The 15722-nt window shown below is 34.7% G+C and carries 13 protein-coding genes and 1 tRNA gene; 9 read left to right on the top strand and 5 right to left on the bottom strand.

The genetic code is table 11. The features are described from left to right. The first annotated feature begins 41 nt into the window (after positions 1–41). The 3 genes from J3U24_RS00130 to J3U24_RS00120 all read left to right on the top strand — a co-directional run bounded on the left by J3U24_RS00130 (position 42) and on the right by J3U24_RS00120 (position 3113). Positions 42–569 (top strand): HugZ family protein, encoded by a 528-nt coding sequence (locus J3U24_RS00130; RefSeq protein WP_065562842.1) that lies wholly within the window; start codon positions 42–44, stop codon positions 567–569. 200 nt (positions 570–769) lie between these two features. Then, complete coding sequence (gene gshA, locus J3U24_RS00125; protein WP_065734133.1) at positions 770–2332, top strand: glutamate--cysteine ligase; 1563 nt, start codon at positions 770–772, stop codon at positions 2330–2332. 1 nt (position 2333) lies between these two features. Beyond that, positions 2334–3113 carry an endonuclease/exonuclease/phosphatase family protein gene (locus tag J3U24_RS00120; protein WP_065562840.1) on the top strand — a complete coding sequence of 260 codons (780 nt, stop codon included), beginning with the start codon at positions 2334–2336 and terminating at the stop codon, positions 3111–3113. Here J3U24_RS00120 and J3U24_RS00115 read toward each other — a convergent pair. Genes J3U24_RS00115 through rnhA form a run of 3 tightly spaced genes read right to left on the bottom strand, consistent with a single transcriptional unit; the run spans position 3094 to position 5629 of the window. After that, the gene (locus J3U24_RS00115) at positions 3094–4344 is read right to left on the bottom strand and encodes a transglycosylase SLT domain-containing protein (protein WP_081303339.1); all 1251 of its coding nucleotides are present in this window, start codon (positions 4342–4344) and stop codon (positions 3094–3096) included. The genes J3U24_RS00120 and J3U24_RS00115 overlap by 20 nt on opposite strands. Before the next feature lie 42 nt (positions 4345–4386). Further along, entirely contained in the window at positions 4387–5115 is a 729-nt protein-coding gene (gloB, locus tag J3U24_RS00110) for a hydroxyacylglutathione hydrolase (protein ID WP_267330355.1), read from the bottom strand. Between the two features lie 40 nt (positions 5116–5155). Further along, a complete protein-coding gene (gene rnhA / locus J3U24_RS00105) occupies positions 5156–5629 on the bottom strand; it encodes a ribonuclease HI (protein WP_065562837.1) in 474 nt (157 codons plus the stop codon). A gap of 158 nt (positions 5630–5787) precedes the next feature. Between rnhA and dnaQ the strand changes: the two genes are divergently transcribed. The 3 genes from dnaQ (at position 5788) to J3U24_RS00090 (ending at position 7168) form a co-directional block, all read left to right on the top strand. After that, positions 5788–6519: a DNA polymerase III subunit epsilon gene (gene dnaQ, locus J3U24_RS00100; RefSeq protein ID WP_267336821.1), complete on the top strand. Its 732-nt coding sequence runs from the start codon at positions 5788–5790 to the stop codon at positions 6517–6519. A gap of 123 nt (positions 6520–6642) precedes the next feature. Next, positions 6643–6719 (top strand) — tRNA-Asp (locus tag J3U24_RS00095). Positions 6720–6805: 86 nt separating this feature from the next. Beyond that, entirely contained in the window at positions 6806–7168 is a 363-nt protein-coding gene (locus J3U24_RS00090; RefSeq protein ID WP_065734130.1) for a YbaN family protein, read from the top strand. 94 nt (positions 7169–7262) lie between these two features. Here the strand turns inward: J3U24_RS00090 and J3U24_RS00085 are convergent, their stop codons facing one another. After that, on the bottom strand, positions 7263–8315 hold the full coding sequence (locus J3U24_RS00085; RefSeq protein WP_267336820.1) for a hypothetical protein: 1053 nt from the start codon (positions 8313–8315) through the stop codon (positions 7263–7265). A gap of 514 nt (positions 8316–8829) precedes the next feature. On the opposite strand from J3U24_RS00085, the gene J3U24_RS00080 reads away from it, so the two are divergent. From J3U24_RS00080 to J3U24_RS00070, 3 genes are all read left to right on the top strand, one after another. Next, on the top strand, positions 8830–11601 hold the full coding sequence (locus J3U24_RS00080; RefSeq protein WP_267336819.1) for a flavocytochrome c: 2772 nt from the start codon (positions 8830–8832) through the stop codon (positions 11599–11601). Between the two features lie 29 nt (positions 11602–11630). Next, on the top strand, positions 11631–12590 hold the full coding sequence (locus tag J3U24_RS00075) for an FAD:protein FMN transferase (protein WP_267336818.1): 960 nt from the start codon (positions 11631–11633) through the stop codon (positions 12588–12590). 91 nt (positions 12591–12681) lie between these two features. Then, a complete protein-coding gene (locus tag J3U24_RS00070) occupies positions 12682–14142 on the top strand; it encodes a DASS family sodium-coupled anion symporter (protein ID WP_065734126.1) in 1461 nt (486 codons plus the stop codon). A 46-nt stretch (positions 14143–14188) separates the two neighbouring features. On the opposite strand, the gene J3U24_RS00065 is transcribed toward J3U24_RS00070, so the two are convergent. After that, positions 14189–15712 (bottom strand): exopolyphosphatase, encoded by a 1524-nt coding sequence (locus tag J3U24_RS00065; protein ID WP_267336817.1) that lies wholly within the window; start codon positions 15710–15712, stop codon positions 14189–14191. Positions 15713–15722 lie beyond the last annotated feature (10 nt).

Below are 15722 nucleotides of genomic sequence, written 5' to 3'. Positions count from 1 at the left end.
GAAGTTAATAAGTTAACTGAATAGACAAACAAGGAGTAATTATGGCTGAGTCCAAAAATGATGTTGTTGAAAGTACAATAGAAAATTTACATGAAACAATTCGCACAATTATATTATCAACAATGACTAAAAATGGTGAAGTAGATACGAGTTATTCACCTTATTTTTTTGATGGAAAAGATTATTACGTTTTAATATCAGATCTCGCCCCTCATAGTCAAAATATGAAAGATAATGCAAATCTCTCTTTTTTAATTATTGATGATGAATGCAATACCAAGAATATCTATGCTCGTAGACGACTATCGTTCCGTGCAACAACAAGCATTGTTGAAAGAGAATCTGAGCTTTTTGATAACATCATTGACCAACTTGCTAAAAGGGTAAGTAAAATGGTGTATATGTTAGCGGAAATGAAAGATTTCAATTTGTTTAAAATCACACCAACAGTCGGTAGATTAGTTTTAGGTTTTGGAAAAACCTATATTGTTGATCATCAGAATAATCTTATCACACCGGTCGATGAGGATTATGTCGCTAATCAAAAAATTGAACAAGCCAATAAATAAGCTGATTCATTAGCAAAGTTACTAACCATTATCTATCTAGTAGATAATGGTTTCTTATTTGTGACATTCTATTAGTTTATATTATTTTGTATATTGATAGATTTCTATTTTCTTTTTAATAGTCACAAAACAGCCTATATAAACCATTAAACTATGCTAAAATTAAGCCAATTTAAACTGAATTTAGGAAATATAAAATTATGATTCCTGATGTTTCTAAAGCACTCAATTGGTTGGAAAAACACTATACAATTTTACAAGGCATTCAACGGGGTGTTGAACGTGAAACGCTCAGAATTTTACCAGACGGCTCTTTAGCAAAAACACCTTTTCCTAATAAAATTGGTTCAGCATTAACTCATCCTTGGATAACAACCGATTTTGCTGAGTCGATGCTTGAATTTATCACGCCGGTTAATACGAATATTGATTATATGCTCACGTTTTTGCGTGATTTACATCGTTATGCTAGTGTCAGTATCGGCGATGAGATGATGTGGCCATTAAGTATGCCTTGTTTTGTGGCAAATGAAGACGATATTATTTTGGCGCAATATGGCTCCTCAAATGAAGGGCGTTTTAAAACGGTTTATCGAGAAGGATTGAAGAATCGTTATGGCGCAATGATGCAAACCATATCCGGCGTGCATTATAACTTCTCTTTGCCTATGGCATTTTGGCAAGCTCGGTTTGGGGTGAAAAACGCCGAAGAAGGAAAAGCGGTTATTTCTGAAGGTTATTTTACTTTAATACGTAATTATTATCGATTTGGTTGGGTGATTCCTTACCTGTTTGGCGCATCACCTTCTATGTGCTCTTCATTTATTCAAGATAAGCAAAAAGCTAAAGCATTTATAGAACAAACCAATGGTAACTGCTTTTTGCCTTATGCAACTTCATTAAGATTAAGCGATATTGGTTACACCAACAATGCCCAGAAACAATTAGGTATTACCTTTAATCATCTAGATACTTATGTTGAAGGATTAAAACGTGCCACCCATGTCAAATCAGATGAGTTCAGTAAATTAGGCATTAAAGTTAATGGTCATTATCGACAACTAAATGATAATGTTTTACAAATTGAAAATGAATTTTATGCACCAATTCGTCCTAAACGAGTTCCTAGAGCAGGGGAGTTACCTTCAGATGCCTTATTACGTGGTGGAATAGAGTATATTGAAGTACGTGCGCTTGATGTTAATCCATTTTCACCAATAGGTATTACTGAGGAACAGATCCGCTTTATTGATCTATTTTTGATATGGTGTGCGTTAGCGCCAGCGCCTGAAATGAGTAGTGCCGAACTTGAGTGTACAAAATTAAATTGGAATCGGGTTATTATGGAAGGGCGTAGACCGGGCCTTGAAATTGGTATCGGCTGTGATAGTTATCGTGAGCCATTATCGAAAGTCGGCCACGAATTATTTAAAGATTTGCTCCGTGTTGCTGATGTATTGGATCATCAAGATGATAAACAACATTATCGTAAAGTTTGCGAACGGCTTGATCTGATGTTTGACCAGCCTGAATTAACACTTTCAGCAAGAACGCTTGAGGCTATCAGCGATTTAGGTACTGCTAAATTTGGCTTAGTTTTAGCAACTCAATATAAAAATCAGCTTAGTTCAGAACCTTTGCAATTATTGACTGATGGTGATTTTGTTCAGCAAAGAACTATGTCAATTGAAAAGCAACAAAAGAAAGAACAGAATGATACTTTGTCATTTGATGATTATTTAAAAGAAAAAATGAACGGTTAAAATGTTTAAACATCGAGACTATACACTACGATATCAAGGAAATAGTAGTGTTGAACTGATATTACCAAACCATAAGATAGTCAATGATGAACCACTAATTGATCAATCATCATTCTCGGTTTTGGTTTGGAATATTTTTAAACAGAAAAGGGCTGATTGTATTAAAATTCTTGAGCAATATGCTAGCCAATCCAAGTTAATGCTATTACAAGAAGCCCAAACAACACCACAATTATTGAATTTTATATCTGCGAATAACAAAGTTGCCGATCACGTACCAGCTTACTGCTTTAATGATATTTTTGCTGGAGTTATGACTATAACTGATTCAGCACCGACTAAAATATTATCGTTTAGAGAAAAAGAGCCATTTATTCGGGTACCCAAATCAGCTCTAATTACTGTTTATCCAATTAAAAATTCTACTAAACAGCTGTTAGTTGCCAATATTCATGCCATCAATTTTAGTATTGGCGTAAAGATATATCGTCAACAGATGTATATGTTATTAAATTATATTAAGCAACATGATGGACCAGTGATTTTGGCAGGTGATTTTAATGCATGGAGTCGGCAACGACTGAATTTACTCTATCATTTGACTCGATCAATAAATCTTAAACCGGTTAATTTTGCTATTGATATTCGAAAAACGTTTTTAGGTAGGCCATTGGATTTTATTTTTTATCGAGGTTTGAAGCTTGATGCGGCTAAGATAATTAGTACAGCCGCATCGGATCATAATCCATTATTAGTCAATTTTAAAATGAATTCGAATTGACTAAATTAATTGTTAATACATCACCTTCTTTTACTCGTCCATTTTTTAATTTATTCCATTGTAAAAGATCGGTGATTTTCACTCGGTAATTCCTCGCAATGGAATAAAGATTATCACCAGCTTTAACTTGGTAAGTAATCTGTTTTTTGCCATTACTTAAAATAGATTTAGCATCTTTAGCATTTACTGTACTGTATTGAATTGTCGTTGATTTAATTTCAAACGGCATATTGTTATGTGGCACATCTTCTAAAAGCTCAGTTACTTGACTAGTAACTAAATTCTCATTTTTCAACTTTTTGAATAGTTTATTAGCATGAGAATAAGGAACTAATAGATGAAAAGGGCCATTTACAGTTTGTTGCACATAACCGGCATTGTATGTCATTAAGTCATTTAGTGATAATCCAGTATATTGCGCTATTTTAGACAATGAAATGTTTTTAGACATATCAATTCTAACTAAAGAGTTTTGATAATTACAATCCGGTAGTTTAATTCCATAACGTTTATTGTTTTTAACAATGTCGATGATAGCTAATATTTTTGGCACATAATGCATTGTTTCTTGTGGTAAATCTAAAGACCAATAGTCAATAGGTAGTCCTTTAGCTTTATTTTTATCAATCGCTCGTTGAATTCGACCTTCACCTGCATTATATGCAGCTAATGTTAATAACCAGTCGCCATTAAAGCGGTTATTAAGATTTTGTAAAAGAGATATAGCTGAGCTTGTTGAAGCAATTAGATCTCGACGTCCATCAAAACTACTGCTACGTTTTAAACCATATTCTTTAGCTGTAATTGGCACAAATTGCCATAAACCAGCCGCTTGAGCAGGCGAGGTAGCTAAAGGGTCATAAGCACTCTCAATTAATGGAATTAAAGCAAGTTCAACCGGTAGCTTATTTTTTCGTAACTGATTAATGATGTAATATACATAAGGTTCAGATCGTAATGCAATATTTTCAAATCCCTGTGGATTACGTAGTAAACGTTCTCTTTCCGCGACAACTCGGCTGTTGTTCGGAACATTTACGTTAATTTGAGTTAGCATGTAATGCCAAGGATTTTGCGTGACTGAAGCGTAATTAACACCACCACTTTTAACGCTAGAATTAACTATTGATTTAGAATTGTATGGTTTTGAGCCAGAAGTGTATCGCGACCCTTGGTTTTGACACCCGACTAAAAAAGCACATAACACTGTAAATATTAATAATTTTTTCATTAGATTATAAGTTAGGACATTAATTTAAACGACTTATTATACCTAAAAAATGTCCTTTTGGCTCCTAAAAAAAGCAAACAGTTCTAACTCATTGTTACAATTGAATTTATTTTGTAAAGATTTTTCTTTACACCGTAAAAATAAGTTAATCTGTTTTTCTTTGGTTAAAATAGAAGGCAAAGTAATTTTCTTTTTGCAAATATAATTATAATATTCATGAATAACTTTATCATGTGGAACCATCATTTGTGCAAAGTTCAAATTAGCTTTAGTATATTCGTGTCCTGCACAAATAAGCGTATCATCAGGTAGTCGCTTTAAATTATTAAGCGAGCTTAGCATTTGCTTATAATCACCCTCAAAAATTCTACCACAACCAGCAGACATTAAGGTATCACCACAAAATAGATATGGTCGGCAATAATAAGCTAAATGTCCTAATGTGTGTCCCGGTACTGAAATAATATCAAATTGAAAATCAGCAATTGATATTTTATCTATATTATCTAGATAGTTAATCTGCAAATTAATTTCACTAGGCCCATAAACTTCAATATCGGGATAAAATGCTTTTAGCTCTGTTACCCCGCCAGTGTGATCGATATGGTGGTGAGTTAGTAAAATTGCAAGGGGTGACAAGTGATGTTTTTTTAGATAACTAATTACAGGGGCAGCTTCACCTGGGTCGATAATAACAATTTGTTTATCGTTGTTTTCCAACAACCAAATATAATTATCTTTTAGGGCCGGGATAACATGTAATCGATACATAGTTATTATACCTTCTTAGTTATCTAACTGTTTTTTGTATTCAGTCCTTTAACGATGCTTCAAAAATAGTATCGTGTAAAGTTGGGGATTCGGCTTGATTTTTAGCAATAATATCACAACGCTCATTTTCGATATGACCAGCATGACCTTTAACCCAAATCCATTCAATAGTATGTGATTTAGCTATTTCATCTAAACGTTGCCACAAATCAACATTTTTAACAGGTTGTTTATTTGATGTTTTCCAGCCATTTTTTTTCCAGCCATGAATCCAATTCATAATGCCATTACGTAGATATTGGCTGTCAGAATACAGTTGAATTTGACACGGTTCTTTAAGAAGCTCTAAAGCAACAATTGCAGCTAATAATTCCATTCGATTATTGGTAGTTTTAAAATAACCTTGAGCTAATACTTTTTCTGTTTGTTTATATTTTAAAATTGCGGCATATCCACCGGGACCAGGGTTACCCAAACAAGAACCATCTGTGAAAATTTGAATTTTTTTTAACATACTAAATAAACTTTGCCTATTGAATAAAATTTAGAATTAAATAATGTGATGTTGTGTAATTAGTGGCGAAAACACTGTAGGTATCAACATCAGCGCATTTTGGTGTTAGACTATACCATTAATTATTAAATTTCCCAATTTTAGAAGAAGAGTATAACGTGATAACACATTCAACACGTCAAATTGTATTAGATACTGAAACAACAGGTATGAACCAAGACGGTAATAATCACTATGAAGGGCATAAGATTATTGAAATTGGTGCTGTTGAGGTATTAAATCGGCGACTAACTGGCAATCATTTCCATGTTTATATCAATCCAGAACGTTTAATTGATGAAGAAGCCTTTAGAGTTCACGGTATAAGTAATGAATTTGTTAAAGATAAACCAATATTTAAAAATATAGCACATGATTTTATAAAATTTATTGATGGTGCTGAATTAGTCATTCATAACGCATCTTTTGATGTCGGATTTATGGATTATGAATTTCGTCTTTGTGGTTTAAATTTTAAAACAGCTGAACATTGTATTGTTACTGATACACTAGCTATGGCTCGGCGGCTTTTCCCTGGTAAACGAAATAATCTAGATGCACTATGTGAGCGTTATCAGATTGATAATTCACATCGTACACTGCATGGCGCTTTACTTGATGCTGAGATTCTAGCTGAAGTTTATTTAGCTATGACAGGGGGGCAAACGACGTTAGCATTCAGCGCTGAAGATAATCCATTATCAATGTCAAATAATACCGTCAAGAAAATTCAACGTAATGGAACTCCTTTAAAGATAATTAAAGCAAATGAATCTGAACTCTCTGCTCACGAGTCAATTTTAGAAAAGATTGATAAAAAAAGTGGCGGGGCATTATGGAAAGCACATTAAAGTACATTAATGATTGTTTTCTATTCAATTGAACTTTATTTTTAAAAATTTTATTGACGAAAATAAAAATAATCTTTAACATCACGCCTACTTTGATTTTCCACATTAAAGTATCTAAAAAGCGGAGCGGTAGTTCAGTTGGTTAGAATACCTGCCTGTCACGCAGGGGGTCGCGGGTTCGAGCCCCGTCCGTTCCGCCAATTCTTATTTTTCTTTATACTTTCCTTGTTTATTATAATTGTGCTATCTTCGATATCCTATGAATATTAATTAAATTGATTTAGACATGCTAAAAAAATCGATATTTGTTGTTCTAGGTGGAGTTTCTTTTGCTTTAGGAACTATTGGTATTTTTATTCCTTTGTTACCTACAGTACCTTTTTATTTACTTACTGCATATCTATGGTTAAATAGTTCAGAGCGCCTCTATAACTATTTTACACAAACTAGTTATTATCAAACTTATATCCAAAAAATGCTAATTGAAAAGAAGGCAACCAGGTCAAGTTTATTTAAGATGTTGGCAATGGTGTTTGTTGTGCTACTTATTCCTTTTATTATTTTTAATTCTTTACATGTTAGAATAATCTTAGCCACTGTGTTTTTTGCTCATGTCGTTTTTGTCTACTATTATTTTAATAAAAAATGATCAATATAAAGGTTGAAATTAAGAGAAAACAGGGTAAATAAGTTACCCTGTAACAAAAGTATTAGCTCTTTATTGCGATGTATTATTTTTACTATTATTTCAAACTCTTTTTAATTTCAATAGCAAGTAACGGATTCCACATCGCACCTGTTGCACTCATTACAGCATCAGCACCATTTTTTATAAATTGATGATAATGTTCACTGTTACTAACTCCACCAACACCTATAATTGCAAATTTTAAATCCATTTGTTTACGATATTTATCGAGTCGACTAACCATATCTAAGCCAGCCCAACGAATTGCATCGCCACAGATACCGCCTTCTTTTCGGTTTTCACCTAAAGCTGGATGACCATTTGCGTCAACAGGTTTTGCTGACAACGTATTAATCGCGCTTAACCCATCAACTATATTTCCAATACGAGTTAATAATGAAACGATTCTTTCATCATCTGGGAAGTAAGCTAATTTCAGGATAAGAGGGCGGTCAGGTACAGCATTTTTAATTTCTTTAACAATTCTTTCAACTCTATCTACATCAAAGCAAAGTAATTTACTTGCACCTTCATTCGGGCAACTTAAATTAGCTTCTAAAATTGGTGCATTGGTTTCTCTTACTAATTTAGCGGCTAATGCATAATCTTGTTCAATCACTCCATTACCTTGAGTTCCTTGGAAGCTACCAATAACACATTGTCCTGGACCAGCAGCTTTAACAGCATCAGCCATATCTGGTTGCCATATATCAGGAGCAAATGATGGAACCCCAAATGAATTAGTGATTGAAAGAGGTTGGCTATAATTGGTATCAGCTAAAACTGTGTCTAAATTACACGTAAGTTTACCTTTCGGATGAACAGATAAAACATTAGGTAACGGATGGCATTTGTGTAATTTTGTTCTTACCGTTTTATATACACATAAATCGAATCCATAAGCAAATGCTGCTTTAATATAATTTGCATTTAATAAAGGCCCAGCGGGTTGGCCAAATGGTAAATTAACATCAACATTTAAGAATTTGGTTGGTTTAGTTGAAACTTGTTCTGCTTTATCTAATTCTGCAAAAAGTCCAAAAGGTCCTTTAGCATAATTATCTTCATAGCTAATACTTGGGTTATAAAAAGGGATCAAAGATTTCATGGTATCTCCTGTTTATGGCTGTTCTGGAAGTGGTATTGTTTAGTAATTTGATATAAAATTGGAAGGTTGAATTTATAGATATAAAAAATCCTCCATAAAGGAGGATGAATATTCAAAATAAAAAGACAATTCAATTTTATTATTGGTTTATTTGTATGGACCATAAGCATAATCAAATTCTCTTTTCTAAAATTGGTAAGCATTTTAGTCGAATAAAAATAAAGTACAAGTGATAGAAGTTAAAAAAAATATAAGTAAATGAAATAGTTATAGTGTTTTTTTTTAGACAGGTTTATGCAGTATTGTACGCAAACACTTTCAAAATAATATAAAAAACAGACAATTCTTTTTGTTATATCCATAGGTTGTTTTATAAATTATTAATAAATTTGAATAAATTTTTGTCGAAAAAATGATATTTTCCGACTAATGAAACTTATGTAAGTGGAGAAGAAAAATTTCGGATGTTATGATCCACGTTAACATTTAAATATTAATGATTAGGTAATGAAATATGAAAAACGAAGATATTTTTAAACCAGTAATCTTACCCAATGGTGTTTCCCTAAAAAATCGTATTATGATGGCACCAATGACTACTTGTTCAGGGTTTTACGAAGGTTCTGTTACGCATGATTTAATTGAATATTACCGAGCAAGAGCGGGTGAAATTGGCACTATTATTGTTGAATGTGGATTTGTTGACAATAAAGGGTTAGCGTTTCCCGGTGCGATTGGTTTAGATAATGATGATAAAATAGAAGGATTAGCGAAGATCGCTAAAGCCATTAAAGAGAAAGGCTCCAAAGCGGTTATCCAAGTTTATCATGGTGGCCGTATGGTTGAGCCTAAACTTATTGGTGGACAATCGCCAGTTGGGCCAAGTGCGATAGCTGCACCACGACCAGGCGCAGCAACCCCAATTGAATTGACGGCAGATGAAGTTGATGAAATGATTGATAAGTTTGGTCAAGCTGTTCGTCGAGCGATCCAAGCTGGATTTGACGGTGTCGAAATTCATGGCGCTAATACCTACTTAATTCAACAATTTTACTCACCTAACTCAAATCAACGAACTGATAAATGGGGTGGTAGCCGTGATAATCGAGCTCGATTCCCATTGGCTGTTCTAGATATTACTCATAATATGGTTAAAGAGTATGCCAATCCTGATTTTATTGTTGGTTATCGTTTTTCGCCGGAAGAATTAGAAGTACCTGGAATTCGTTTTGATGATTCGATGTACTTACTTGAAAAATTGGCTGAAAAGGGACTTGATTACGTTCACTTCTCTATGGGTGCGATCTTAAGACCATCTATTGTTGAAACTAATGATCCAACGCCTTTAATTAATAAATATGTTGCAATGCGATCACAGACATTAGCTAAAATTCCGGTTGTTGGTGTCGGTAATGTAGTTAATATAAGTGATGTAGAAGCCGCTATGGATAACGGCTTTGATCTGGTTGCAGTTGGTCGTGCATGTATTGCTTACCCTGATTGGCTTAGTCGAGTCGAAAAAGGGGAGAAACTTGAACTCTTCATCAATAGTGATAAACGTCAAGAACTCAATATACCTGAGCCACTATGGCACTTTTCATTGGTTGAAAGCTTGATTCGTGATGTGAATCTTAATGTAAAAAAATTCAAGCCGGGCAATTATCAAGAAAAGGTTAATGATGAGTCTTATGAATACTTAATTAATGTTGAATTAGGTAATGACTTTGTTAAAGACATGCAATTGCTCAATGCTAATGATTTTGATAGTGAAGTGGTCAACAACTTTTCTGAGATCAAACATCGTATTATTGACTCTAATAGCCCTCACGTCGATGCAATTTCTGGCGCGACATCACAATGTGAGGCGTTCAAAAAAGCCGTAACGAAAGCTATGGCGAAATCAAATAAAGAAGCTATCCTTGCTGAGGGTGGTGATCCTAATGATAAAGCTTATGATGTGGTGGTTGTTGGTAGTGGTGGCGCTGGACTAGCAGCCGCTATTCAAGCACATGATTTAGGAGCAAGTGTAGTTGTGGTTGAAAAAATGCCGGTTATTGGCGGCAATACAAATAAAGCTTCTGCCGGTATGAATGCAGCTGAAACTAAATTCCAAAAACTTAAAGGCATTGTGGACAGTAAAGATCTGTTCTATAAAGAAACGTTAACAGGTGGTAAAAACAAAAATAATCCTGAGTTACTTCGTTATTTTGTTGAAAATGCTCCTGATGCCATTGACTGGTTAGATAATAATGGTATCGAACTTAGTGGTATCACAACAACGGGGGGCATGAGCATTGACCGTACGCATCGCCCGGCAAGTGGTGCTGCTGTTGGCGGATTTTTAATTAGTGGATTGCAAAAAAATATCAACCGACGTGGTATTGAAGTTATGCTTGATACCAATGTAACTGAAATATTAACTGAGAATCATAAAGTTGTCGGAGTTAAAGTCAGTGAAGAAGACGGCTCCGTTCAAACGATTAAAGCCAAAGCGGTTATTATTGCTACTGGTGGATTTAGTGCAAATCGTGAAATGGTTGAAAAATATCGACCAGATCTGAAAGGATTTGTTACTACTAACCATAAAGGTGCTACTGGTTCCGGAATTATGATTCTAGAAAAACTGGGCGCAGGCACAGTGGATATGAAAGAAATTCAGATTCATCCAACTGTTGAGCAAACAACTTCGTATTTGATTTCCGAATCAATTCGTGGTGGCGGGGCGATACTGGTCTCCCAAAAAGGGCAACGCTTTGTCAATGAGTTAGATACTCGTGATAAAGTTTCAGCAGAAATTATTAAATTACCTGAGCATTATGCGTATATTCTATTTGATCAACAAGTTCGTAATGAAAACAAAGCTGTTGAAGAATATGTATCACATGATTTAGTCGTTCAAGCTGATACGATTAACGATCTTGCTGATAAACTCTCAATTGATAGCAATACTTTATCTCAAACTGTTGAGCGTTATAATCAGTTCGCTGAAACAAAACGTGACGAAGACTTTGGTCGAACGACTGGTATGCGACATCCTATTAACAAAGGACCATTTTATGCGATTAAGATTGCTCCGGGTGTGCATCATACTATGGGTGGGGTAACGATTAATACCGATACTCAAGTTTTAGATGCGGATAAACATGTAATACAAGGCGTATTTGCTGCTGGCGAAGTGGTCGGTGGTGTTCATGGTGCCAATCGTATCGGTGGAAACGCTGTTGCTGATATCATTATTTTTGGTATGCAGGCAGGTAGAAAAGCCACTGATTACATTAATCATTAATTGACTAATATGACTTAAGCTTGTTTAAAATGCTTAATTCAAGCCATGAATATACTCAAGTATTAATGGGTACCACGGTTTCATTAACGCTTTATGAGCCTAATGAAGCCGTAGCTCATAGGGTGTTTCACACCATAAAATTACTTGAAGATAAATTGACCGTTAACCGCCGTCATTCAGAAGTTATGTCGATTAACGCTGCTGCGGGTAAACATCCGGTTATCGTTAGCCGTGCTGTTTTTTCGCTTATTGAGCAAGCTTATAAAGTCAGTTTAATGCCCAATAGTTGTTTCAATTTTGCTATTGGTCCTTTAGTCAAATTATGGAAAATCGGTTTTCAAGGCCAGCAAGTTCCCTCCCCACAGCAAATTTATGATCAACTATTATTAACCGATCCTAACGAAATTGAGCTTGATCCTAAAACTTGTGCAGTTTTTTTGAAAAAAAAGGGAATGGAAATTGATTTAGGTGCTATAGCCAAAGGCTATATAGCAGATGTGGTTAAAGTAGTCTTACAGCAAAATAACATACATCAAGCTATTATCAATTTAGGTGGTAACGTCTTAACTTTAGGCAAATCACCTTTAAATAGGAATGGCAATTGGCAAATAGGTTTGAAAGAGCCATTTTCACTCAACAATGAACTGGCCGGGATTATTCAAGTTAACAATAAATCTGTTGTTACATCAGGGATTTATGAGCGTTACTTTACCTTAAATAATCACCGTTATCATCACATATTCAACCCTTCAACCGGTTACCCGTTAGATAATGAATTAGAAAGTGTAACGGTAATTTCAGATACGTCGCTTGAAGGAGATATTTTTTCAACTATTCTCTATGGATTAGGGGTTAAAAAAGCTAGTAAATATTTGATTGAACATCCGAATTTATCAGCCATATTTGTTTTAAAAAATAAAACAATCGAACTAGTTAATACTGATAATTTTGCTTTTCAGCTAATTAGCCAACAATATGTTTTACATTAACATTTTATTGGAAACGAAAAGATTTATATCAAACTGAATCGTTTTTATTATGAATTAAATTAAGTCATTTTTAATTAAAAAGGAAAATACTATGAACACAGTGAAAAAACCACCTGTCAAATGGTTACCGCTCATAATTATTGCTGTTATTTCAGCAATACTATGGGAACTTGTTTCTCCGCCTGAAGGAATTAGTATTGAGGGTTGGCAAACCAGTATCATCTTTGTTGCAACTATTGCCTGTATTGTTGCTGAAATTATGCCAATTGGTGCAATTGGATTATTAGCGATAACAGTTTTTGCGGTTCTAAGACCATCAGGGGCTGCAACAGCGACAGAGGCGATTAAAATTTCATTAAGCGAATTAAACAGTAGCCTTATTTGGCTTATCGTTATTGCTTTTATGATAGCACGTGGTTTTATCAAAACAGGGTTAAGTAAGCGTATAGCTTATTATCTAGTTAAACTTTTAGGTAGAAATACATTAGGTTTAGCCTATGGACTGTCGGTAACGGATATGGCATTAGCTCCAGCTATTCCTAGTACGACAGCTCGTGCTGGCGGTGTGATTTATCCAATCGCTGAAGCATTAGCGATCAATTTTAATTCAAATCCAAAAGATGAATCAAGAAATCGTATTGGCACTTTCTTAATGTTAACCATTAGTCATGTAAATGATATTACATCGGCAATGTTTTTAACTGCCTTTACCGGCAACTTGTTGGCAGCCAAATTAGTAACGAGTCAACTTGGTATTACTTTAGGCTGGGGACAATGGTTTATGGCGGCTATTGTACCTTGTTTAGTCTCATTTATTGTTATTCCTTTAGTTATCTACTTTTTAACCAATCCTGAACTTAAAAAGACACCAGAAGCGCCTAAATTAGCCACAGAAGAACTTAAAAAAATGGGGGCTCTGACCTTTAAAGAACTTATTATGGGTTCAACTGTTTTATTACTGTTAGGCTTGTGGATTTTTGGTAAAAACTTTGGTATTGATTCAACTACTACTGCATTTATCGGCTTAACAATTTTAATTTTAACCGGTGTACTTAGTTGGGATGATATCAAAGGTGAAAAGGCCGCTTGGGATACTTTAATTTGGTTTGCAGCATTACTGATGATGGCGGGACAAGTCAATAAACTTGGCGTAACTAAGTGGCTAGGCGATACAATTGGTAATGCGGTTAAAGGTCACTTAGGAGATAGTAGCTGGGTTTTAGTCATTGTTATTTTGTGTGTAGCCTATGTTTATCTACATTACTTCTTTGCGAGTGGTAATGCGCATATTGCTGCTTTATTCCCAGTATTTTTAACGGTTGCTTTAGCGCTCGGCGTGCCGCAAATGATTGCCATTTTTGCATTAGTTATTTGTACTAACTATTTTGGTTCGATTACCCAATTTGCTAATGCTCGTAACCCGTTACTGTTTGCTGAAGGCTTCGTACCGGTTAAAACATGGTGGAAAGTCGGTTTCATTTGTAGCGTAGTAAATTTAATTATTGTTTTCACTATTGGTATTTTATGGTGGAAAATCATTGGATTAGGCTAAAAGTTTAGCTATCACCGCCAGTTTAACTGGCGGTTTTTTTGAGTGATTAAAACATTTCAATCGATAATTTCCAATCATTAACCGATTTCCAATATTTCTGCTCCTGCTCTAAATCAAGCAAGATTAACTTATTATTTTCAACAAACTTTTCATTGAGTTCTATCGTCAGTTTGCTCAATTTATCACTATTTAATTTTAATCTAAATGCAGTGAGATCCAGATCGTTATTACGCTGATTATTAAATAAAACGGCAAGCCGCAAAATCTGCAATAACGAGATGATATGCTTGTATTCGAATAAACTAAAATAGGGCAGTTCATCAATGTTAATTGACTTTCGATGATAACGTACAAGGGTAGACAATAAAAGCTGTTGTTCTTCGTTGAATCCAGGTAGGTTACTATTTAATAGAATATAACTCGAATGTTTGTGAATTGATGAAAAATTTATTTTCAGTCCCACTTCATGGAGTTGCGCTGCCCAATAGAGGATAGATTCTAAATGTTGCGGAATATTAGTCGAAGTTTGCATTTTCCATTGTGCAAAAAGATACTTTGCCGTTTTCACCACTTGTTTGGCATGACGCTCATCAATGTTGTAATGCTGAGAGAGTGATTCGGCTGTTGTTTGTCTTATATCTCGATAATTTGGACCATCAATAAGTTCATACAAAACTCCTTCACGCAATGCGCATGGGCTAAATTGAAGCTCTTGTAACCCTAATGCATTAAAAACGCCACTAAAAATGGCTAACCCGCTGACGAAAACGTTTTTTCTTTCTTCTGAAAGCGATGGATAGTCAATATCATGAAAAGACTTGAATTCTAAAATATAACTGATTAAATCATCCAAACGTTTAGGCGTAATGATTCCATCGCTGACACCTAAATCTAATAATATTTTGTAAATACTTTTGATTGTGCCGGAAGTACCAAATGCGACACTAATATTTTGTCTTTTTATTGTGGTAATAAGATTTTCAATTTGTTGTTCAGCTGCCAGTTTAGCTCTTAAAAATGAATATCGGTCAATGGTCTTTTGTGGAAAAAATTGCCTAGTGTAAGTAACACAGCCCATTGGTCGACTTGCTACAATAAATGGTTTGAGATCGTTTCCTCGACCTATGGCAATTTCAGTCGATCCACCACCAATATCAATAACAAATTTGGTATCTTCTTCGGCGGTTGATTCGGCTGTCATGGTACCTAAATAGATTAAACGGGCTTCCTCTTGTCCGGAAATAATTTCAATTGGGTAGGGTAGAACCTTAGCCGCTTCGGCTAGAAATTTATGCCGATTGGTGGCGATACGTAACGTATAGGTTGCAACAATTCGAACATTTTCCGGGGGAAATCCATTCAACCGTTCAGCAAAGAGTGCAAGGCATTCTATACCTCGTTTAATACTTGACTCACTTAGCTCATAGAATTCATTTAAACCGGTAGCTAAATGAATATTTTTTTTATTTTTGTAAATAATTTGTGTTGCACCATCAATACAACGTGCAATGACCATATGAAAACTATTCGAGCCTAGATCAATAACAGCATATTCATCAAATTTATTCACGTTCAAATCC

The organism is Gilliamella sp. B2785 (assembly GCF_026537005.1).
Classification (GTDB): Bacteria; Pseudomonadota; Gammaproteobacteria; order Enterobacterales; family Orbaceae; genus Gilliamella; species Gilliamella apicola_E.
The sequence above is the reverse complement of the archived record's forward strand: the minus strand, read 5'-3'. Positions and strand labels throughout refer to the sequence as shown.